The sequence below is a fragment of the Furfurilactobacillus milii genome (assembly GCF_009863985.1).
GTDB classification, from domain to species: domain Bacteria; phylum Bacillota; class Bacilli; order Lactobacillales; family Lactobacillaceae; genus Furfurilactobacillus; species Furfurilactobacillus milii_A.
The window spans coordinates 97,648-121,436 of record NZ_WEZT01000004.1 but is presented as its reverse complement, the minus strand read 5'-3'; the positions used below and the strand labels follow the sequence as shown (position 1 = coordinate 121,436).

The 23,789-nt window shown below is 45.4% G+C and carries 17 protein-coding genes; 5 read left to right on the top strand and 12 right to left on the bottom strand.

Annotated features, from left to right (window positions below; genetic code table 11):
* Positions 1-13 precede the first annotated feature (13 nt).
* The 3 genes from GB992_RS02580 to GB992_RS02570 all read right to left on the bottom strand — a co-directional run bounded on the left by GB992_RS02580 (position 14) and on the right by GB992_RS02570 (position 3,088).
* The gene (locus GB992_RS02580; RefSeq protein ID WP_161001076.1) at positions 14-1,204 is read right to left on the bottom strand and encodes an ATP-grasp domain-containing protein; all 1,191 of its coding nucleotides are present in this window, start codon (positions 1,202-1,204) and stop codon (positions 14-16) included.
* A gap of 103 nt (positions 1,205-1,307) precedes the next feature.
* Positions 1,308-1,952, bottom strand: a complete 645-nt coding sequence (locus tag GB992_RS02575) for a glycoside hydrolase family 73 protein (RefSeq protein ID WP_161001075.1) — start codon at positions 1,950-1,952, stop codon at positions 1,308-1,310.
* 215 nt (positions 1,953-2,167) lie between these two features.
* Entirely contained in the window at positions 2,168-3,088 is a 921-nt protein-coding gene (locus tag GB992_RS02570) for a UbiA family prenyltransferase (protein WP_161001074.1), read from the bottom strand.
* 206 nt (positions 3,089-3,294) lie between these two features.
* Between GB992_RS02570 and GB992_RS02565 the strand changes: the two genes are divergently transcribed.
* Positions 3,295-4,269: a polyprenyl synthetase family protein gene (locus tag GB992_RS02565; protein ID WP_161001073.1), complete on the top strand. Its 975-nt coding sequence runs from the start codon at positions 3,295-3,297 to the stop codon at positions 4,267-4,269.
* A gap of 185 nt (positions 4,270-4,454) precedes the next feature.
* On the top strand, positions 4,455-6,545 hold the full coding sequence (locus GB992_RS02560; RefSeq protein ID WP_161001072.1) for a glycosyltransferase family 39 protein: 2,091 nt from the start codon (positions 4,455-4,457) through the stop codon (positions 6,543-6,545).
* 85 nt (positions 6,546-6,630) lie between these two features.
* On the opposite strand, the gene GB992_RS02555 is transcribed toward GB992_RS02560, so the two are convergent.
* From GB992_RS02555 to GB992_RS02525, 7 genes are all read right to left on the bottom strand, one after another.
* On the bottom strand, positions 6,631-6,930 hold the full coding sequence (locus GB992_RS02555) for a hypothetical protein (protein ID WP_161001071.1): 300 nt from the start codon (positions 6,928-6,930) through the stop codon (positions 6,631-6,633).
* A gap of 13 nt (positions 6,931-6,943) precedes the next feature.
* On the bottom strand, positions 6,944-8,335 hold the full coding sequence (locus tag GB992_RS02550) for a vWA domain-containing protein (RefSeq protein WP_161001070.1): 1,392 nt from the start codon (positions 8,333-8,335) through the stop codon (positions 6,944-6,946).
* The gene (locus tag GB992_RS02545) at positions 8,332-9,504 is read right to left on the bottom strand and encodes an ATP-binding protein (protein WP_161001069.1); all 1,173 of its coding nucleotides are present in this window, start codon (positions 9,502-9,504) and stop codon (positions 8,332-8,334) included. The genes GB992_RS02550 and GB992_RS02545 overlap by 4 nt, the downstream gene beginning before the upstream one ends.
* A 282-nt stretch (positions 9,505-9,786) precedes the next feature.
* Complete coding sequence (cydC, locus tag GB992_RS02540; protein ID WP_161001068.1) at positions 9,787-11,529, bottom strand: thiol reductant ABC exporter subunit CydC; 1,743 nt, start codon at positions 11,527-11,529, stop codon at positions 9,787-9,789.
* On the bottom strand, positions 11,526-13,268 hold the full coding sequence (cydD, locus tag GB992_RS02535; RefSeq protein ID WP_161001067.1) for a thiol reductant ABC exporter subunit CydD: 1,743 nt from the start codon (positions 13,266-13,268) through the stop codon (positions 11,526-11,528). The genes cydC and cydD overlap by 4 nt, the downstream gene beginning before the upstream one ends.
* A 365-nt stretch (positions 13,269-13,633) precedes the next feature.
* Entirely contained in the window at positions 13,634-14,632 is a 999-nt protein-coding gene (gene cydB, locus GB992_RS02530) for a cytochrome d ubiquinol oxidase subunit II (RefSeq protein ID WP_161001066.1), read from the bottom strand.
* Positions 14,625-16,103: a cytochrome ubiquinol oxidase subunit I gene (locus tag GB992_RS02525; protein WP_161001065.1), complete on the bottom strand. Its 1,479-nt coding sequence runs from the start codon at positions 16,101-16,103 to the stop codon at positions 14,625-14,627. Before GB992_RS02525 ends, cydB begins: the two co-directional genes overlap by 8 nt.
* Before the next feature lie 358 nt (positions 16,104-16,461).
* On the opposite strand from GB992_RS02525, the gene GB992_RS02520 reads away from it, so the two are divergent.
* Positions 16,462-17,415 carry an NAD(P)-dependent oxidoreductase gene (locus GB992_RS02520; RefSeq protein WP_161001064.1) on the top strand — a complete coding sequence of 318 codons (954 nt, stop codon included), beginning with the start codon at positions 16,462-16,464 and terminating at the stop codon, positions 17,413-17,415.
* Between the two features lie 81 nt (positions 17,416-17,496).
* Here GB992_RS02520 and GB992_RS02515 read toward each other — a convergent pair whose 3' ends face one another.
* Positions 17,497-18,909: an amino acid permease gene (locus GB992_RS02515; RefSeq protein ID WP_162855592.1), complete on the bottom strand. Its 1,413-nt coding sequence runs from the start codon at positions 18,907-18,909 to the stop codon at positions 17,497-17,499.
* A 153-nt stretch (positions 18,910-19,062) separates the two neighbouring features.
* On the opposite strand from GB992_RS02515, the gene GB992_RS02510 reads away from it, so the two are divergent.
* Positions 19,063-19,764 carry an ABC transporter ATP-binding protein gene (locus tag GB992_RS02510; protein ID WP_161001063.1) on the top strand — a complete coding sequence of 234 codons (702 nt, stop codon included), beginning with the start codon at positions 19,063-19,065 and terminating at the stop codon, positions 19,762-19,764.
* A gap of 6 nt (positions 19,765-19,770) precedes the next feature.
* The gene (locus GB992_RS02505) at positions 19,771-22,383 is read left to right on the top strand and encodes an ABC transporter permease (RefSeq protein ID WP_161001062.1); all 2,613 of its coding nucleotides are present in this window, start codon (positions 19,771-19,773) and stop codon (positions 22,381-22,383) included.
* A 219-nt stretch (positions 22,384-22,602) separates the two neighbouring features.
* Here GB992_RS02505 and GB992_RS02500 read toward each other — a convergent pair whose 3' ends face one another.
* Entirely contained in the window at positions 22,603-23,520 is a 918-nt protein-coding gene (locus GB992_RS02500) for a hypothetical protein (protein WP_161001061.1), read from the bottom strand.
* Positions 23,521-23,789 lie beyond the last annotated feature (269 nt).

Below are 23,789 nucleotides of genomic sequence, written 5' to 3'. Positions count from 1 at the left end.
TGGCCTGTTTTTTCTATTTATTTTTGTCTAATCGACTCGGTGCTGGCGCCACTGGCCGTGCAGGATCCCAAATCGTTGTTGCCGACAACTGATTCAAAGCATCTTGAACTGTTGAAGCTTGAATCAACACATGCCCCGCGGCAGGGGAAATCAACCGACCACTTTTATGGTAGAACACAAATTCCCAATTAGATTTGATAATCCACTGTGTGCGAATGGCATTGAGCTGTTCATCGTCAAAAGATGCCAAAACCGTGGCCATGTACTGCTTCGGAATGGCCAATGGTAAGCCGGCGATTGCATGCAAATGCGCTTCAAACATCGTGATGTTAGCCGCCTTATCAAATACTAAGCCGGACCGATCCATCGCCGGCGTCAAATCACGGAGAAAGAGGTTGCCGGTGTCCGTAATCATAAAGCTTAACTGAAACACACCATAGTAATCGACATTGTGAGCGACCGTTTGCGTAATCCGTTTAATTTCATCATTAATATCATCTGAAATTCGTGCTGGCGCAATTGCGCGCATCAAACGTCCTTGTTGATAATTGGTTTCAATAATTGGAAACAGCCGGATCTGATCAGCCAGTTCATTTTCTTGTGGATAGCCCTTGACCACCAACACAGAAATTTCCTGAGCATTGGGAATTGTAGCCTCCAAAATATGCGGGCCATGCTGCAACATATCTGCGGCCAATGGCACATCAGCCTGTGAACGAATGGTTAACTGCTGTTCTTGTTCAATTCCCTTTTGCATTGGCTTCAACACGGCTGGATAACCGATTGAGGCTGCCGAAGCGTAAATGTCATCCAGTTCAATAATCGTGGCATATGGTGGGATATTGATGTTGAGCCCTTCAAAAAAGGCGCGTTCTAATGAACGATCCTGCATCATCGCCAAGGTGTCAGATCCCTGTGGCACTTTTGTAAACTGGGCAATAAACGCAATCACCTCACTGGGCACATGTTCAGACTCGTAAGTGACCACATCACAATTTTCTGCAAACGCCTGTAAACGTTGCTTGTTGTCAAACGCGCCGGTAAACACTGCGTCGGCTAGACTTGCAATTTCACTGTTGGTTTCTGAGGTGTAGGCGGCCACATTGAGCCCTACACGGCGGGCTGCATTTACTAATAATGGTCCGTTTGAACTATTTCCAATAATGCCCAGCGTATCACCAGGGTATAAAACATTTCCCGTCACGGCACAGTCTCCTCTGTATCTAATTCAAATTTTTGATTATTAATGCACTTAGTGTAGGTGAACCGGCCCAGAATGACAAGTTGTTCGCCTGATAAGTGCACAATCAATTAGATTGATCAAAACGATTTAAATGATATTTTTCAATAATTGTAACTATTTTGCTAGTATATCCTGGATCGGTTGCGTACCCGTCCTTTTGCAAGGCTGCGGCGCCCGAGCGATAATCTGTAGCAGCAAGAACGTCGCTATACTTGTTTGGATTCCAATCGACACCATTAACAAACAGCTGCGCGTGCGCTGCAAATGACGCTTGCCAGTTCGGATACGTTCTAAACCGGGCATTAACTGTTTCATAGTGGTCATTAACATACTCTAATGTACTTAAGACAACCCCCGGTTCATCCTGTCCTGCCTTAACACCAAAATAATTGTGATATTGGCTGGCTAACGTCGATTCGCCCCAATCAGATTCAAGGATTGCTTGGGCAATTTGTAAACTGGCCAGCACATGTGTCCGTTGTTGCAGTTGTTGTGCGTATGGCGCCACTTGATTAATGAATTGCCGATGCTGTTTTGTCGTTTCGTCAATCTGTGAAGATTGTCCAGCAGGCACTAACACCCGTTTGCCAACGCCACCAAACGCAAGCGCAATAATCAAAATCGTCAGTGCCGTTAACAGCGTGTTGAACCAACGCAAATGACCGCGATAGACAAAAAAGCCCTTTAGTGCTCGCCTAAAGCGCTTCATTCGACGACGCCAATTAATTTTTCGTCGCTTTTTTGACACACCAACCGTCCTTTACTCTGTTAATTGCGTTTAATTGTCATTAAATCACAAAGTTGATGATCCGTGCTAACTTTAGCGATGTGGCTAAGAAAAAATTAATGACTTTCAGTTTGTACGGCCGACAAGTCACCCCCTACGCACTTATTTGTCTCAATACTAAAGCTTCAATCATTCAATTATAGATGAAAGATAATGCCAATCCCCATCGCTAAAGCAAACGAAATGGTGATGAGAATACAATTCTTAACCGCTAATACAAAACTTTTCGATTTAACCATCACAGCGCCAAACTGCCGGTTGTTTTTGATGACGACTGGCACAATTAATAACGCTAATAGTGTCAGTTTAGGTAGCGTACCAACTAGCACAGCAGCAACCATGCAAACATATCCCAACGCATAGCCAATATTCCATGCCCACAACATAACACGCTGCCCCAGCAAAACCACAATTGTCCGCCGCTCATTTAGTTTATCTTCTCCGTAATCACACAGATTGTTGGCCAACATTAAATTACCAATGGCAAACACAGCCAGTCCTGAGGCCAGTAAAACGTTGCCAGCAAGGGACCATGACAATTGCTGAGCTGGCGCTAAATTAACATAAACAGCTGCCAACATGATCACATATCCCATGGTGACGCCCGAAAACAGCTCGCCAAATGGCGTATTCGAAATTGGGAGCGGTCCACCAGCGTAAAAATAGCCAACGAGGAAGCCAATGATCCCCATCCCCAAGAAAATCCAACTACTTGAGCCCCACGTCAATTTCAGCAGGCCAAAACCAATAATCGCGGCGCTAGCAGACAAGCTCACAATAACCGTGATCGCCAGCCGAAGTGAAATGTGATAGTGACCCACGACGTTTGTTAGTTGTTTAAACGTTTTCTCGTCCTTTGCGTGCACGAAATCCTGAGTATTGTCATTGGCATTTACGGCCATGTGCATCAGCTCGATCACAATAAAAAAGAGCACACTATGTAAGAGATTAAAGGCATGGTAGTTGTACCAAACGTACAGTAGCCCTAACGTAAATGGCAACACACTGGCAACTAATGATTGAAATTCAACAAATTCAAGAAATACTTTTGGTTTCATTTTGACCCCTCAAAACATTTTAGTATGGCGCAAAGCCTTTCGTTGACAAGTTTTCATCGATTCTGTAGCATGAAAAATAGTTAGTTCGATACTTTCATTATGCCCACGTCAGGGCATGTTGCCAAGTTCATTTCACCAATTCTAACTAAACTAATTTACATAATGCGGTTTAATGACCGTTTTACACAGAGAGGATGTTCACCAATATGGTGCACGCACTTTGGCAACAATTTCCGACCATCAATAGAAAACTAAATGATCTGACACAGTACCTCGCAACAACGGTTCATTCTGGAAATGCCGAAATTGATCAGCAAGTCACTGGCTTACTCACCAGTGGCGGCAAACTGTTGCGACCTGGGTTATTTTACATGTTCGCACAGTTGGGGCCTGTTCAGGATGCCAAACGACAGCGAGCAGCGGCGGCAGCCATCGAACTGTTACACGTAGCAACTTTGATTCACGATGACGTGCTGGATGATGCTGAGCTACGTCATGGTCAGCCAACTTTACAAGTTCGCCATGGCAATAAAACCGCCATCTACACAGGTGATTTTCTGTTTACCAGTTACTTCGATGAAATTTTGAAAGCTACAGATAGTCATGCGGAAATTCAGTCGGCTAATGATATTATGCGGTTTATTTTAGCCGGTGAGCTCAACCAGCTCGCTTTAAACTTTGATCCGCAACCAACAGTGACTGATTATTTAACAGAGATCGAGGGGAAAACAGCCCGTTTATTCGGTTTCGCGATGAAATTCGGCGTTGCCATCAGCAAAGGAACGTCAAGTGAGGCCAAAGTGGCTCAGCAAATTGGGATTGCGCTGGGGATGGCCTATCAAATTAGGGATGACATTTTAGATTATGTCGCTAATCCGTCAACAGCGACAAAACCAGTTCGCCATGATTTACGGGAAGGCGTGTTCACCCTGCCACTTATTCTCGCAAGCCAAAACGAACCAGACTGGTTTGCACAACGCCTTCAAGATCAGCAACACCTTAGTGATGACGCTATCCAAACAATCACTCAACGCGTCATCGACTCAAACGGCCCGAAGCGTGCGGAACAATTGGCGCAACAATACACAGAAAAAGCGCGATCACTTATTGCTACCTTGCCCGAACCATTGGCAACTCAATTGACTGCTCTTGTCTCACAACTTTTAGTTCGGCACGCTTAAAAAATAACAAGAATGTCATAAACACCGCCTAATAACACTAAACAGTGCTATTAGGCGGTGTTTTAATAAATAAATGCTCATATTTGGCTGACCTTTGTATAGCATTCATTTGTCAGGATGGGTAGAATATATTTAACTGGAATCATTGGGAGGTTACCATCATTCAAATTGCATTACGCCGCACAGTGGCCGCCATCACCGCCATCATTTTTGGCGTTATTTTTTTCACGGCCTTAGCTCGTCAATCAGGCGACTTTGGTCAGGCCCTGTGGCTTCAACCTTCAAGTTTATTTTTCATGTCACTCACCATCGGGGTTTTCATGGTCGTGATTAATATGTGGCTGGGTCGTGCTTCCGCAAAAGTGGCCAATTGGGTCAGCACGGTGGTACTCGTCATTGCTGTGGCTGTTCAGGTGTATTTAGCCTTTCACTTCGTCGGCATCGGCAATACAGACCCTGCATTAATGCGTTTGCAAGCGTTAAATTTAGCCAATGGTTCACATCATTGGTTTAGCTATTTCGCTTGGTATCCACATAATGTTAACCTGACGATTTTCCTCACCTGGATCATTGAGTTGTTTCATGTTCATTCAGCCGTCGCCACAGGCTATGTGCTGAACGTTCTGAATTTCATCTTGATCGACTTTACTTTGATCATGAGTTGGCGCTTAATTCGTCGTTATGTGGCTGCCAGTTCAGCAGCGATGTTTGCCATTCTTGCTGCCAGTTTTGCACCTTTTTACTGGTTTGCGCTCAACTTCTACGTTGATTCGGTTGCAGTTGTTATTCCGCTGATGATGGTCGTTTTTCTTAATCGTTACTTTTCACGACAACAACCGCTGTCTAAAGCCGGGTACGCTGCATTACTAGGTGTAACTTTCACAATCGGTTATTTAATCAAACCTAACCTACTTATTGTGCCAATTGCCATTTTGATTTATTGGCTATTAGCCGCTCGGATTAATCGAACATCTGTTGTCCGCGGCTTGATTGGCCTAGTTGTGTTTGCCGCAATTTGGTTGGCCGGCGTTGGCGTCAGTCATGCTGTTCAGTCACACTATGGTTACCACGTCAACCAAACCAAAACCCTACCGACCTCCGCTTGGACGGCCATGGGGTTGAATCAGGACAGCGAAGGCCGCTTCAACGAGCATGACGCTCAAGCAATGAGTGGTCACGGTCGCAAAGAAAATATTAAAGCGACACACAAAATTCTGTCCGACCGACTTCAAGACGCTGGCGTTTGGGGAATCATCAAGCAAAGTTACCAAAAGACCATGACGATGTGGTCCACCGGTAACTTAGGGATGTTCCAATCACCAAATCAGTTTTTCAAACAGCCAAGTTTCTATCAGGAACACAAAAACAAATTACAATTCTTACTAGTCAATTTAACGCAAATCGTTTATATCACTGTTTTAGGCGCCATGCTGATCGGGTCTGTGTTTGAAATGTTATCTCCTCGTCGTAATCAAGTATTGTTTTATGAATTAATCGTCCTAGGGATTTATGGGATGCACATGCTGTTCTGGACAGTTGATGCTCATTACGCATACGTTACCTTTCCCTTCCTGTTCATGATGGCGGCCACCGGATTGCATGATATCAGCGATCTGTTGCAGCAGTTCTTCGCTCATCCCGCGTATGGTGAACGTGGCCGGACATGGACTGGAATTGTCACTTTGCTCATTTTTGCCATCGGTTTAGGTTATGCCGATCATCACAATCGCCAGCCGTTGGTCGCCACTCCTGTGGTCCAAACACAAACGGTCTCCTCACAGATGGTGTCCAACTACGCACAGCATGACGCGATTAAACTAACGCCACATCACTCGCTTTCTGAGAAGATTGTTGCCAAACGACCATTTAGTCAGTTGAATTTACCTGATGTGGCCAGTCAATCGGAAAACTTCTCGGTTGGATTGCGCATGAATCGGCAAACCGTTTACCAGTGGTCGTCATTGGACGTCGATGCCGGAACAGCAAACACGCTACAAGATCCCGGCACTTACACGTTACGGATCACGAACCGGACCAACCAACCGTTGTACATTCCGGCTACTGCTAGTCCGTACTTACCGCTGTCAACTCACGCAATCAGCGGACATCCCCACCGTTACCTGCTCTACCACGTATTAAATGTGTTTAATACGCCGATTATTTCTAGCAAACAATATCAACTGTTATTCATTAGTTTTGCGATTCTAGCCATCATCAGCTCGCTTGGTCTCGAATACTGGCCAAACCCTGACTGGAAAGAACCTAAACTGGACTAACATGAAGCTTTATATCCAAAAAATAACCGCCAACGATTTTTTACAATTCGTTGGCGGTTATTTTAGTTCAAATCCTGCTTACCCCTTAATCCTCCCGCTTCAGCCAGGTATTACTATCAGGCGTCAAGTAGCGGGCGTAGTGCCGACGAAACTGCTGACGATGCGCGTACGTATCAAGTGGCCATTCAACGTTTGGTTGTACCTCGTTAACAGCAAGTCGGTTAGCATAAACCAAATCAGCAATGCTTATCATGGAAATGAACAGTGGATTATCCACCAATACCGATTGCCATTGATCTGTCAACAAACTCACTGCGCGGATGGCGCGCGGGGTTTTGTTTAAATAGTCTTGCCAATCTGCATCCGTCATTGTAACTGCGGCCATGAACTTGTTCTCCTTACTCGTTAATATTTGCCACCCAACCTGGCGGCGTTTGCACACTCAATCCTTGTTGACCAACTAACACCCATAAAACGCGACGATAACCGTGTGCATCGATACTTGTTTCACCCTCACCATCCGTCAGTATGACAATGAGTGACGTCGATGTCTGCGAACGATCAGCCTTCAAATAATCGAAAACACTCTGGAAACTTGTGCCCCCGCCAACGTGGCGGGCATGTAGTTTTTCGGCAACCTGTGAGGGCGATGACAGTCTGATGGGATCATGAACCGCGGCATCAAACGGAAAGACGGTGAGTGCCAATTCGTATGCACGCGTTAGGCCGGTCAATTCATTGATGAACTGCACGGTCGTTTGCGTTGAAATCGATGCTGATTCATCAATAAAGACTGTAATGGTGACCCGTCTTCTCGCTATTTGCCCAGGCAGTGCCATGCGCTGTGGTTGACGACGATTGAACCGTGCGCGGCTATCCTGTTTGCCATGTGGTACAGTGCCGATTAATTTGCCTAATATTGCGGTCCACGGCAAGTGCGCTCGGTGTTGTGCAAAACTAGCCAACTTTGCCTGAACAGTACTCGGTAATTTACCGCGTTGAGCAGGTGTGGTTCGCGCTAACGCCTGATTAAGTCGTTGACGTAAGTTAGCACGAGCTAACTCATCGTTTACCGACGAACTGGCCCAACCATCGTGACTGTCAGCGAGCTGCGGTTCATTGCGCTTTAGTTCATTAAGTTGACCATCCTGTTGTTGACCGACGTCACCAGCGTAACGGGACTGCGAATTATCTGTTACTGATTCTTGTGATGACCTCGTCAGTTCTTCACTGGTCGTATGATCATGATCTGTGGCACCCACAGCGACTTGGTTCAAAGCGGCTAAATAAACGGCGGAATCAGCGTTACTCGGTAATTGGCGTTGTAAACGTTGGTTCAACCACCCAAGTGTCCAAGTACCCGGAATCTGGGTGGTCATCACTTGATTGATTGCAACATCAGTAGCGATATCGACTTTTTGACCTGATTCATGTAAGTAACGCAACGGATGTTGCCACAACAGATGCAAGGCCTCATGAACTAATAACGCCAGCAACACCCCTTCATTTTGCGCTTGTTGCCAGTGACAATCATTAACTCGCAATATGAGTGTTGATTGTGACCAGGCCAAGCCGAATAATGGCGCAAACGCGCGCTGTTCATCCCTTAATTCTTCTGAAGGCGTCGTTACGTGTTGACGTGGTAACTGAGCGATTAGCTGTCCGTAAACAGGTTGCTGCTGTAGCAAATGCATAATAGCCGCCTGTAAGACCTGCTCACTGTCGTTTCGGTTCACCTTCGTTTGTTGATGAAATTGTTGCAGTGCTTGATTGATGTTAATGCCACTCATGCATTAAAGGCCTGGCCGTTCATAATATTCAACACCATTTTAGCTAGTGCCTTTGAAGCTTCGTCAGTAGCTTGTTGCAGTGCAATCAGCCAACCATTTTGCTGGCCCAACGAATTGACCACCGCAAACTGGCCGTCAGCGGGAAGTTGTTGCAGCAAAGTCAGCCACCTAGCAGCATAAATACCTGTCGTTAACGGCATCTCAGTCAATTTTCCTGCCGCAATCAGCAACGACTGCTGTTCGCCAACTGATAAGGCAGTGAAAGCAGCATTAACTTGTTCGTCAGGAGTAGCATCCGTATCCGCATGTTTAAACAAATCAGTGACGGTGAGCCCCTGAGTCAAAAATTGATTAAATTTAGCACCTACTGTTTCGCCTAAATCACCTGTGATGATGTCAAACTGAAGTGCTTGTCGAACTTCCTTAGGCGTGTCATCTAATTGCGATAAATTAGTTGACACGCGTTGCCATGCCCGTGGTGTTGGATAAACATCCTCATCGTGTTGCAGTGGTCGCAAATCATTTGGCTGTTGCGTCAAATAATCGCGCACAGGCTGAATAATATTGGGATTCCCTTTACCATCAGTTTGCTGTGCCCACGCTAACCAATCTGGTGTACTGGCGCTCATCACTAGCCGGGTGGTGCGGTCCTTAATGGCATCATCACCGGCCGTAACACCGTACAGCGAATCAGCAAAGCCTTGCATTTGTGAATCCGGATTTTCGGCCAATATGAGTTTAACCTGCTGTGGTAGCACCAAATCATTAATCTGTCGTTGTAACACTAGGTTCATGAGCTCGCTTTGAACAGCCTGGGTGCCACGGTTAAATTCATCGAGGAACCAAATAATCGGCCCTTCCGGATGCTGTTCCGCATATTGAATGATGGCCACCAACGTATGCGCATAACCATACTGAACATCGGCCAAACGTCCATACTGGTCCGTTTGAATGAAGCTATCTGCCGTTAATGGCGGCACTGGGATGGCCAAATCGCCCTTTTCAGACAGACTGACAACCGTCGTAAAGAGCTGCGCGTTCATCTTTTGCGCAACAGCTGCCACTAAAGCTGACTTACCAATCCCAGCCTCGCCAACAATATTAGGCACATTGCCAGCCTTAATGACAACCGGTACTGCGTCCATCAATGCGTTAAATGAAAGAGCCACACAATCCCTCCTCTGCTAAAACTCATAATTTTATAAAAAGACCGCTACGTTTAGGTCATATTATACGCGATTTATTTAAAATGAATCACTATCCATTATCAGTAAGCTTATTAAACACTTGGTCGTTTGCTCTGAGTCTCAAAAGCACTGCACACTAAAAACACCTTATTCCGTCATCCAGAATAAGGTGTTTTTAACCATGCAACTTATTTTCGAAACAACCGTGGATCACGACTTTTGCCATTAACAACACAATCTTAACGTACTGTTTTAAATTATGTTTTAGCGACCTTTATCGAGATCATAAAGGCTTCTAAACCGGTCACTTGTCTGATACAACTCATGCGGTTTGCCAATCATTTCAAACTGACCATGTTCAAGAAAACGAACCGAATCAACATGTGTGATTCCTTCCAAATGATGAGTGACCCAAATGATTGTTTTATCTCTCAATAAATCAAAGATTGTATTTAACAACTCATGTTCAGTGATAGGATCCAGTGAAACAGTTGGTTCGTCCAAGATAATAATCGGCGCATCCTGCAATAAAATTCTAGCAAGCGCAAAACGCTGACGCTCTCCACCAGAGAACCGCGCACCGGCCTCTTCAACGAGCGTATTGTAGCCGTTTGGCAATTTCTCGATCAACTGATCCAGTTCAACCGCTTTAATGGCTGCCTTAACCTGGTCATCGGTTGCAGAGAGATTGCCCAAACGCACATTATTCATAATTGTTGTATTAAACAAGTATGGTTGTTGATCTAACACACCAAACAGTTTGCCACGATCATCTTGAAGTTTATCAACTGTGATGCCATTCAGTTTGACTGTCCCCTGGGTTGGCTGTTCATCCCCCAACATTAACTTCAGCAAAGTTGATTTTCCTGTGCCTGAAGGCCCGAGTAATGCCACTTTGTCACCACGATTAATGGTCCAATCAATGTCGGACAACACGGCCTGCTGACCATCTGCATACTTGAAATCAACATGATCGATGGTCAGTGACTTAAAATCTTCGGCAGCAAGGTGTGTTTGAGCAACTGGCGCCACAATGTTTTGGTCCAGCTGGTTAACACGTTTGATTGAATCTTGATAAACCGGCCATTCTGAAACACCTTGGGGGATCGAAGCAAAGGCATCCGTGGCTGGGAAAATAGCCAACACAAACGCTGCAATCCAGTTCAGTGCCAGATGACTAGTCTGAAAATAACTACCAGCCCAATAAATCATGACAACCGCAATGACGCCAATCATTAACTGAACAACTAAATCTCGCCACCACTGAAACTTGTTGTCAGCCGTTTGCAAGTTGCGCATATCTGTCAGTGGACCCGTTTGATGATCCATAAAATCTTTTTCGCGACCAGAAATCATCCAGTCACTGACTCCCAACACAGCATCCGTCATAGACGTATACAAACTTTGCTGCGTTTGCTTCTGATGAAACTCGCGAGCACCGTTTAAGGCGACGGACACCAACGGCATCAAAATCACGATCACGCCCACCAACAAGGCCATTAATGCAGCAAACGGCCAACTAAAAGTCCCCAGTGCAATGACAACGAAGAGATACAGCAGCCAACCTACAATAAGCGGAAAGACCGTTCGTAAGTACAAATTCTCAATATGGGCAATATCTTCAGCTAATAGTCCAAGAATATCCCCCGTTTGATGACGTTGACGAATCGCTACCGCATCACGCTCCACAGATTGATAAAGTTTCTTTCGAAAATCAGACACAATCCGGAGCACCCAATTATGACTGGTTAAACGCTCAGCATACTTAAAGGATGGTCGGGCAATCCCAAACGCCCGGACCAGAACAATAGTTGCATAAATCAACATGATATTGAAGGGATGTTGCGCCGCGCGACTGATTAGATACCCAGAGGTAAACATCAGCGCCGACCCTGTAAACGTGGTCAAGAAGCCCAACAGCAACACCAAAATCAGCAAAAAGCGATACTTGCGAAGGTAAGGCATTACCCATGAATCGTGTTTAAAAGTGTCAAAGAATCCCTTCACAATGCATCACCTCCCATTTCACGACGAAGCGCCGTATAGGCCCCGTTCTGCTTAGCCAGCGCTTCCGGCGTGCCCTGTTCCACAATTCGCCCGTGCTCAATCACCAGCAAATAATCCATTTCATTGAGCCAGTGTAAACGGTGAGTGGCAAAGAAGACCAAGTGATTAGCAAACACCGGTTTGATTGTTTCTTTGAGGCCAACTTCCGTTTCAATATCCAAGTGGGCAGTTGGTTCATCAAACAATAGAATGCGACGGCTCTGATCCAAAAAGGCCCGGGCTAAAGCAATTCTTTGTGCCTGCCCGCCGGAAACACCACGGGCACCTTCACCAATTTCCGTTTGCAAACCCTCCGGCAACGTAGCGACCCAGTCCGTCAACCCAGCGCTGGCAATTGCTTGCGAAACCGCCGCATCGTCAGCGTCTGGTGTATAAAACTTAATGTTATCCGCTAACGTGGCATGGAATAAATATGGTGCCTGGGGAATGTACAGGAACTGTCGTTGCCAGGCCTGCTGACTTAGATGCGGCACTGTGACACCATTTACTGAAATGTGACCCGTATCTTGATTATTCGGCGTTAAAAAACCACCAAGCAAATTAATCAAAGTTGATTTTCCGGATCCAGAAGGTCCGATAATACCAATCTTTTGATAGCCGTTCGCCGTAAAACTAATGTCGGTTAAGGCCGTCTCATCCGGATTATCATAGCCAAAGTTAACATGTTCCAAACGTAATTGACTGTCGGGTGTCCATGCTGCCTGCTGATCAGTCAATAAATTACGATCCGTTGGCACTGGTGTATTCAACACTTCAAGAACGGCAGTCAACGCATTTTTACCGTTTAGCGTCGCATGATAATCATTGGCAAAGTTCCGAATTGGCAAGAAATACTCTGGTGCCAAAATGAGAATGGTTAATGCTGGGAACAATGCAATGTGGCCTGCTACTAAGCCAAGTCCTAGAAAAACGGCGACAACGGCGATTGATAACGTCGTGAAAAAGTCGAGCGCAAACGTTGACAGAATGGCGATTGTTAGCGTCCCCATCACCCGCTTACGGTGGTCCTCAGACACGGCGTAAATATTGTCAGCATAGGCTTCACTCAATCCCAATTGTTTTAATGTCGGCAACCCTCGTAAGGCATCCACGAAATTATTCGATAACTGCGTATAACTGGCAAATTCACGGTTAGCCTTATCACGGGCTGCATAACCCAAGATAATCATGAATAAAATAATGACCGGAAAAATAACTAACAAGAACAGTGCTTCCTGCCAACGTAAAAAGAATAAGTAAACCAACAATACTGTCGGAATAATCATCATGTCAAAAATCTTAAGAACAACCAACATCAAGTAAGTGTTGACTTGGTTCATCCCATCCAGTGCCATGGTCACAACTTTACCAGTTCCCTGTTTGGCAACAATGCTGGGACCAATGGCCACGAGTTTCTGTAGCAGCTGTTGACGTAGATCAAACACCGTTTGGTCCGCCCACGGCTGCATTACCCGATTCTTCAGCATCACTAAGATCTGTCTTAACGCAAAAAAGCCCGCAAACAATAATACGGGCCATAAAATGCGCGTTTCAGCTTCCCGATTCCATAAATCTGTCAGCGTCCGCGATAAGAACACACCTTGGAAGAGAATGCTAAACGCTTGCAGTAATACTAACCCTGCCAGAACGATTAACATCTTCGTGATGCCGGGCAAGCGAAAGATACGTCGATCAATCATTCAATCCTACACTCCTAACTTTTCCCAACATCTCGGTCAGTTTCTACAATGTTTCATCGATTACTTTAGTTTGGTTTGGATAAGATTACGCTCAGGTGATGGTACTGCCGTTTCGCTGGTGAGGGACGCCGTTTCATGGGACCGGTCTCAGCCTCCGAAAACCACGGAGTCTTCTACCTCGACTTCGAGCCCCCAAACCAGGTCTCGAAGGTCGTCCCGCAATAATAAGTGGCCTTCGCCACCTATTATTGCTCTCACGAAACTCTGTCCCTCACCCGCTACACTTCACCACGGTTCCCGCTAAATAAGCAGTCGCCTCAACCGTAAACTAAACAATAAATGCTTTATTCAAAGCTTGCCTAAAACTAATTTGCCTTAATTCGTTTGTAAAAGACCCAGTAGCTCCAAATCTGGTAAGCCAAGACAAATGGCAAAATGCATAATGCAATCCACGTCATCAAGTTCAATGTGTATGCTGAACTTGATGCGTTTTTGATCAGAATGCTGTTAGCTGCATTGTTGGCTACCATGACGCGTGGGAACAAGCCCACGAATAGCAACATGACAACAGCCGGCAGCGTCAAACCACCGCTGATGAAGGACGTTACTTCCCAATCCTTCAACGTGGCCACGTAAGCCAAAACACTCAACAATACAATGGCGGCTAAAATCAATAACGTTGAAATTGGCTTCTTCGTGAAGAAATCTGTATAGACGTAAACCAAAATTGCAAAGACAACTTCGCCGGCAAATAGAACAGGATATAAAACCTTGCCCCGTGCACGCGCCCGCTCACGTAACGTTCCTTCAGTCTTCAAACGAACAAAGTTTAATCCATGAAGGTAGCAGAGCAAGGCAACAGCAACGCCACCCACGATAGAGAACCAGTTGACGTAATCAGTGAAGTGACCAATGACATCACCCTGTGCATCGATTGGCATCCCCTTTACCATATCAGTAAAGATCATGCCAAGTAAGAACGGTGCAGCAAGTGATGAAATCGTCAGTGACCACTCCCAGAACCGTCGCCAGAAATCGGTGCGCATTTCGTTTCGGAATTCAAATGAAACACCACGCATGATTAACGCGACCAGCACCAGCAAAAACATCACGTAGAAACCGGAAAATAAGGAAGCGTACCAAGCGCCAAAGGATGCAAACATCGCACCACCAGCGGTGATCAGGTAAACTTCATTTCCGTCCCAATGTGGTCCGATGGAACGGACTAATGCATTACGTTCGCTCTCATTGTTTGCCAAGGTGTTCACCGACATACCAACCCCGAAGTCAAACCCTTCAAGGAAGAAGAAGATGGCGAACAGCAGGCCAATGAGCAAGAACCAAACAAATTGTAAGCTACTCATGGTTGAAGGCCCCCTTTGCGTACGGATCAACACTCTCATCCGTATCCTGTTTGTCTTCGTCATTGACACCATAACCACTTTGCAAATCAGCATCTGGTCCAGCGACTAGAACACGATGGCTCAGAACAATCATGACCGCGCCCATGCCGGCAAACAGCAAGAAGTAAATGATATTACTGAAGAGTAACGAGCCAACCGTAACGTGTGGCGATACCGCATCGGCAATGGTCAATAATCCATAAACAACCCATGGATAACGACCCAACTCGGTGACAAACCAACCAGCCGTGTTAGCAATGAATGGTAGCCATAGAGATAAGCCTAAAATGTACAAGAACCAACGATACCGCACAATTTGGTCGGACTTCTTGCGGTTCCAATACAATCCTAAGATGGCTAACAGAGCAAAGACCCCTGCAGAAATGGCCATGATCCGGAAGCTGTAAAACAATGTATGCATCGGAACAAAGTAATTCATGTTCTTGCCAAATTTCTTGTCATACTGTTTGTGCAACTGCTTATTCAGCGGATTAGCACCAGTAACGGCACCGCTTGGCTTGTGATAGGACAACATACTCAGAACATAAGGAATCTCAATGCTCCAGGTAACCTTATGATCTTTGTTGTCCATACCTTCAACAATGGCCCATGAAGCGTGGTCACCCGTGGTTTTGTACAAACCTTCGGTAGCCGCAAACTTCATTGGTTGGTTCTTAATGATGTATTGCGTTTGCTGATCCCCAACGGCAGTAACGCCGATAGCAGCAACCAAACCAACAATCAAGCTGATCTTGATACTTTTGCGCCAGAATTCGATATTTTTGCCCTTTAAGATCCGCCAAGCTGATGACCCGGCAATGACAAAGGCAGCCGTTAAAAACGCACCAAACAGCACGTGAGGCAATTCTAGCCATAGTTGTGGGTTCTTAACAACATCAGCAAAACTAACCATGACCGCCTTAGTGTTACCATTAACCGTCTTTAATGCATATCCGACAGGATCCTGCATGAATGAGTTGGCTGCCAAGATCCAAACTGCTGATAGCATCGATCCAATGGACGTCAGCCAAATAAACAGACAGTGCCAAACTGGCTTAAACCGATCCCAGGTAAACATCCACAGTCCAATGAATGTCGATTCCAGGAAGAATGCGGCCAGCGCTTCAATGGCCAGTGGTGCACCAAAAATATCGCCCATGAAGCGTGAGTACTGTGACCAGTTCATCCCGAATTGAAATTCTTGAATGATCCCGGTCACTACTCCAACTGCGAAGGACAGTAAGAAAATTTTCCCCCAAAACTGGGTCATTTTCTTATAAATGTCCTTCTTTTGAATAACATAGTTCGTTTCCATAATGGCAACCACGAATCCTAAACCGATTGAAAACGGTACGAAGAAAAAGTGGAAGACGGTTGTCATCGCGAATTGAAAGCGAGCTAGCGAAAGAATGCTAAGACCTAATATTGACATCGCACTTCGCCCCTTTATGAAGAATAATTGCGAGTAACTTCACAAAATAAACTGAGCAAACGTCCTGGTGGACTATCCAGAACCCCGACAGCATTATCATGTGGCGGTCAATTCAATTGCAAACAAGACATTATGTAAAAATAACATTGAATGAAACCGCTCTCTACTACAAATTATATCGACTGATAAATGAGTTTTCAAATTTAAGGACGATTTACTTTCATTTTCACATCTAATTTTCAGCATTTAAACGACGATACTGTTAAGTAACTTAACGAGCGCTTTAACTAACTTATCTTTGCTCAGTCACGTTATAATAAATTCGTATGAACTGTAGATCAGGAGGAGGACGGCATCGATGGAACAATTATTAGCAATAATGCCATTATCAGAAGAACAACGCTCAACGGTTAGAAACATGGGTGTCAATATTGTCACTGCAGATGACATCGCCCGTAAACAAGTGTCACCGGACGATATCACCATTATGTACGGTTGGAATGCCGAAATCAGTTTGCCTGTTTTAGAAGCACCGCACAGCCATTTGAAGTGGATTCAAACGTTTTCTGCTGGTGTCGACTACTTGCCACTGTCAGAAATTGCGCAACATCACATCGTAGTGACTAACGCCAGTGGAATTCATGGTCCAGCAATTGCCCAGGCCATCTTGGGATATATCTTCTATTTCACCCGTGGTCTCTGGACGGCGGAGCAACGACGGCCACAACGTTTCTGGGAACAATCTGCAGACGACCTGCTAGTAGCTGACGAAACCTCGGCCATTATTTTCAGCACTGGCCACATTGCCGTCGAAACTGCACGTTTGCTACACCAAATGAATGTTCATGTCGCCGGTGTCAACCGAACTGGCCATCCAGCGGATAATTTTGACGAAACGTATGCGATTGATGACTATCAAAAAGGTTTGGCAAAAGCTGACATCATCATCAACGTGATGCCCGGAACAACAGCCACAACCGGCTTCTTTAACCAGCAGTTCTTTGATCAGCTAGACCATAAGCTGTTGTTTATCAACGTTGGTCGAGAGTCTTCTGTCGTCAACGAAGCTTTGCTGAATGCCCTAAAACAGTCTCGCGTTAAGTACGCCGCGCTGGATGTTGTGGACCCAGAACCGTTGCCAAAGGATTCACCGCTATGGGCTAATGACCACATTCTGCTCACGCCGCACGTATCCGGTGTTGTTGATCACCTTGATACGCGTCTCTTCCCGATTTTGTACGACAACCTCAAAACGTTTGTCAGCACCGGACTGGTCAGTCGCAACCAAGTCGACCTGTCAGCTGGTTATTAATTAAATCGTTGGTAACAAAAATGAGCATATGTAAAATACATAGGCTCATTTTTTGAGTTTAAGATTCTTATTCAGACAAAATCACTTATATAATCGTTGCCGCGCTAAACTATGACGGTATCCATAAATCGCATAAATCGTTAACCCTACTGCCTGCCAGATGACAAATGCAACCCACGTAAAGACTTGTAACATGAGCATTAAGCCGATGCAGAGAATGAATGACAAAATCGGCAAGTATGGATAAAACGGCACATGGAAAGCTGCCTTAACATGTGCAAAATCAGGATTGCGCCGCAGGAACACGACCCCTAATGAAACCAGTGCAAAAGCGAACAATGTCCCAATATTAACCAACTCTGAGACTAAGCTGATGGGAATAAAAGCAGCAAATACGGCAGCAAACAAGCCAAATAGAATGGTGTTTGATACTGGCACATGTGTTTTCGGGCTCAGCTTGTGCAATCGTTGTGGTAACAGACCATCACGAGAAATCGCAAAGATCAGTCGTGTACCACCGTAGGACATGACTAGCAATACCGTCGTCATCCCCACAATCGCACCCAGTGAAATAATGCCAGACAAGTTTGTTAAGTGAAGGTATTGTAAAGCGAAAGCGACGGGATCAGCCACATTCAGTTTGGTATACTTCACGATGCCGACCAATACCGTTGCCAACGCAATGTACAAAATAGACGCAATTACCAATGACATGCTAATGCCGATGGGCATGTCGCGTTGCGGACGCTTAACTTCTTCGGCGGCCGACGACACGGCGTCAAAGCCAACGTACGCGTAAAAGGCTAACGCTGCCCCCTTAAAGACCCCGCCAACGCCGAACGGCATGAAGGGATGATAGTTTGCTGGCTTCACATAGAAGACTGCAACACCAATAAAAAGCAAGATAACCGCAATTTTCAGTACGACCATCGCCGTGTTGACACGCGCTGATTCATGCACACCACCAAGTAACAACACAGAAATAATCATGACAATTAAAAAGGCAATTAAATCAAAACGCCCACCTGGTACGCTGGCCGTTCCTGGGGCAGCCCGCAAGAAAACTGGGAGCCGCCAGCCAAACCCAGCAAGAATATTTTGAAAGTACGCTGACCAGCTCGTGGCCACTGAGGAAACAGAAAACATATATTCTGATACCAGTGACCAACCTAGTACCCACGCAACCAGCTCGCCAAACACTGTGTAAACATAGGTATAGGCGCTACCGGCCAATGGAATCGTTGAGGAGAATTCCGAATAACACAGCGCTGCTGAGGCACAGACAAACGCTGCTAACACAAATGACAGCATCCCCGCTGGTCCAGCGTGAAGCGATGCGATAACTCCGGGTGTAATAAAAATTCCAGCCCCAACAATGGCGCCCACTCCCATGGTCGTGAGGTTAAAAGCCGATAACGTTTTTTCCAAACCAGATTGTTTTAAAATATCATTGCTCGTATCTTTTTTGACGAACAAATCACGAATCTGTGCCATTATTAGCGCCCCCTCTCATGAGTCACTGTAATAAACTCATTAGTAAAATGCAATTAGTAAAGTGTATCAATTTAAACAAACAATGGCAAAGCTTATTCTTGTCTCTATTTTATGACATCGGCATAATAAAGGTAATCGTTACAGGAGGCACTTATGGCATATATTGATGTAAGACACGAATTCAAAACCTATCAAATGGGCGAAACGACCATTGATGCCAATCATGACTTGAGTTTCACTTGTGAACAAGGCCAACTTACTGTGATTCTAGGCCCAAGTGGTGCTGGCAAATCAACAGTTCTCAATATTCTTGGTGGCATGGATTCCCCGACCTCAGGTGAAGTCTTCATTGATGGTGCGGATATTGCTGGCTACACCGATCAGCAATTAACGCAATATCGACGCGACCAAGTTGGCTTTGTGTTTCAGTTTTATAACCTTGTACCTAATCTTACGACTAAAGAAAATGTAGAGTTAGCTAATTCCATCGTCCCTGATGCGCTAGATGCTGAGGCTACCCTCCAGAAGGTTGGCTTGGGCAAACGTTTGGACAATTTTCCTGCGCAGCTCTCCGGTGGTGAACAACAACGTGTTGCCATTGCTCGCGCATTAGCCAAAAATCCTAAACTCTTATTATGTGACGAACCAACCGGTGCACTAGATTTTCAAACTGGTAAACAGGTGTTACAGCTTCTACAAGACGCTTCTCGCCGTGACAATAAAACGGTCCTGATTATTACCCATAATGCAGCCATCGCCGCCATGGCCGACCGTGTCATCCACATTAACGATGCCCGTGTGCGCGAAGTAATTAACAATCCTGACCCGACACCAATTGCTGAGATTGAGTGGTGAGAAACGATGAAACCGCTGACTAAAAACCTATTTCGTGAAATAAAGGCCTCGCGTGGTCGTTTTATCGCTATCATCTTAATCATCCTGCTAGGCAGTCTTATCTTTGTTGGCGTTCGTGCTACCGGTCCCGTATTAAACGAGTCGATGACCACCACAGTGCAGCGCAGCCATTTAAGCGACGTGCAACTACTATCTAATACTGGTTTTACAAACGATGACGTGCGCGCTGCCAACAGTGTGTCTGACGCAACGGCTGAGGCCACCAAGTTCACATACGCTACTGGTGGTTCCAACGCAGTTGCCGTTGCGCTATACGGCTATTCCACTAAGACAAGCCTAAATCGCCTTGTGTTACGCACCGGCCATCTGCCAAAACGAGCCAACCAAATTGTGCTTGATAACAAGGCCAAGACGGATTATGGCTATCGCCCCGGTCAACACTTTACTTTCAGCAAAAACAAAGTTCTCCAGCACCGGACATTCACCATTGTTGGGTTCGTCGACTCACCTCAATATATTGATAATGGCCTTCGCGGCGTCACCAATGTCGGTGATGGAACGGTCCGTTTTTTTGCAGCCGTGCCAAGTAACCAGTTAAAAATGCCGGCCAGTCTACTATCCGTCCGGTTTAAATCCTTACAAGGCACGGACACTTATTCAAACCATTACGTCACTGCTCGTAACCGCAAGTTGAAGCAACTCAAAACAGTTTTAAATCCGCGAGCCGATCAACGAAGTCGTGCACTCTATGTTACTGCAACGAAACAGCTTAATGACCAATTAAATAAGCTCACAGCGGCCAAAGTCCGTTTGCAAGCCGCTCAACAAGAAGTGACACGAACAAGTGGTGGCACGATGACCTCAACTCCTGAGTTAACCAATCAACTAGCTTCGATTAATGCGGCTCAGAGCAAACTGACAAGCGCTCGAAATAAAATCAAGCAGCAAACGAAAACGCACTATACCTGGCAGGACCGCTCAGATTTGCCGGGGTTCTCGTCGTATGGCGAATCCAGTGAGCGGATCTCGGCCATCGCTAATGTCTTTCCCGTTTTCTTCTTTTTAATCGCAGCCCTCATTACTTTTACGACCATCACGCGCATGGTTGAAGAAGCGCGTGCCCAGATTGGCACCTTTAAAGCGCTGGGGTACAGCAAGTGGGCCATTGCACGGAATTATCTCGCTTATGCTTTAATGGCCGGCACAATTGGCGGTGTCATCGGTTCCCTACTGGGAAATGAAACGATTCCACGCTTCGTGCTGGCATTGTACAGTTCAACCATCCCCATGTCCGCTACGGTCCGTTTGGAATGGTCTTCGATTATTTTAGCCCTGTGTTTCTCCCTGATCGCCACGGTTGGTGCAGCCGGTTTTGTTGTTTGGCGTGAACTGCAAGAGGGACCTGCCGCTTTGATGTTGCCCAGGCCGCCTAAGTCTGCCAAACGGATTTTACTTGAGCGCATTACACCACTGTGGCGACGGCTAAACTTTAATCAAAAAGTGTCCTATCGCAATTTATTCCGCTATAAAAGTCGCATGGTAATGTCAATCGTGGGCATTGCGGGCGGGTGCGCGCTGATTCTATGTGGCTTTGGCATTCGCGACTCAATCACAACTGCGGGCACCCGCCAATATCGTGATATCGTGCGTTACCAGGCTGTCGTATCACTTCATGGCGCAGATACTGACATTAATAAGACACAACACCTGCTACAACAAAGTGAATCCTACCAAAAGAGCACCCCCATCGCCACTACTACTGCTAAAGTTTGCCACGGAAATGAGAGTGTCTCCTCGGTCAATGTCTTCATCCCTCAAACAACGGACTTCGCGAATTATGTTCGCCTCACGACACCAGGAGGCAGTAACATCGTGCTGCCTCAACGTGGCGCCGTATTATCACAGAAAACGGCGACACTGCTTGGAGCTCACGTAGGCGACAGTATCAACGTAAACCTCACGTCAGCTACCAATCGGTCAATAAAGGTGGCAGCCATTACAAAGAATTATATTGGCGACTACCTTTATCTGAGCCCCGCTGCCTATCAACATGTCTGGCACAAGGCCAGCAACAGCAACGCGCTTCTTGTCAAACTGAATGCACAGTCGAGCAAACAACGAAATCGCCTTGCGCACCAACTGTTACAATCTGGTGCGGTTCGTGGCACAAGTTTTGTCGCGGATCAAAGAACCACAATTGATAACATGTCAGCCACGCTAGACCCTGTGGTCGTCATTTTCATTGTGATGTCGGGACTATTATCGTTTGTCGTGATGTATAACCTAACAAACATTAATGTTTCAGAACGAATTCGTGAGTTATCAACAGTAAAAGTTTTAGGCTTTTATGATCGAGAGGTCACGATGTACGTTGCCCGTGAAAATATTGTCCTCACGGTTGTGGGTGTCATTTTAGGCTACGGCATCGGAAATGCCCTAACTTGGTATATTTTAAAGCAGGCAACGACGGCCCAGGTGATGTTCCCACTAGTCATCCATTGGCCTGGCTATATCATTGCTGCCATTCTAATGGCGCTTTTCACAGCAATCGTCATCTGGTTCACCCACCGACGTCTGAAGCGTGTGGATATGGTGTCGGCGTTGAAGGCTACGGACTGATTGCTAAACATTTAAACTTTAGAGATTGCATTGAGTCTATTCTGATTACAGCAAAGGGAACTTGCCAAATCGGCAAATTCCCTTTTTGTTTGTAAATATGCAGTTCAAAACTGATTTAGGAAAGAATGAAGTAAAATTCTTTTGTTCAAGAAAGAAGATCGAAACATAACCATGTTAAGTGGCCCATTCATTTAACGGTGACGTAAAAACGTGTCATCATCAGTTTTCTTTTTCTTCTGCCTGCAACATTTGAGTCCAACTCTTTAACTCTTTCAAAGCATCCTTTCGATTTACCATTGCCCAAGTGTATGGGAAATATTCCTTCCACACCCCGGCATTAAATGCCTGTTGATACCTCTCTAATTGCGGCGTAACGGTGCGATTTGGTCTCAATATGTCTGCCATCAACTCTAAACCTACTGTTGAAAATAAGGTTATGGTGACATTTTGAGTGTCCGATGTAGTCGTGTCTGTACCCAAAAAAGAAAATACATCTGTCTCAATTTCATGTAAGGCTCTTCTTTGTTTCATAACATATAACTGCCACTCATTTTGAGAAGGCAAATAAAGTGAGAAATAGTAATCTTGTAAAAACTTCGGGAACGTTCCAGCGTAATCAATTGCCTGATAATAACTTTCATTTCCCGGCCGCGAATAAATAGACGTTTCAGTGATTCTATCTCGCAACAGAGGAAATGGATTAGGATCTTTTGTAAAAAGCGACAAATATTCCATCTGCCGTCTATATTTTTCAATCGCGTCGTTTCTAGTGACAGATTTTACCGTGGTCAAATCTAGAGATCTATCAACCTTATCTATAAATCGTACTCGACGGTTTGGAACCTGCCCACTTAGCCGAAGACTATTCACTTCGCTCTCAAATTGCTTAAATAACTGCTTTCTTGTTTTTATTTCTGGCAATATATTCCTAGGGTATCGATGAGAGTAGACAAACATTTCTCCTATGTCTTCATTCCAGGGGAGGCGTACACGACAGTATTCACGTATGGCATCCTCAGCAGACTTTGGATAACGTACTTCAGTCTGGTTCTTTTGTTCGAGCGATCCGGTCCTCTCAATACCCTGATAGACAAAAAGATAATAACCGATACCGGCAGCTAAAATTAATCCGTACATTTGTACCTCCTCCTTCTCTTAGAATTTAAAATAGAGTATCCATGCCTAAAACCACAGCACTCATTTAATACTAATCTATATAGTAATACTTAAACATAAGAAAGCCAGATCTTTACCATCCGGCTTTCTCTATGCTGTATTAAAGGCTTGACAGCCCCTTGTCAATTAATTGCTTGAATTTACACTTTAAGTGCAACACTAATTAAATAAAGAATGGCCCATGGCCAAATTTCTGTAAAATGATGTTTGCGAAAACAATCATGAAAGGA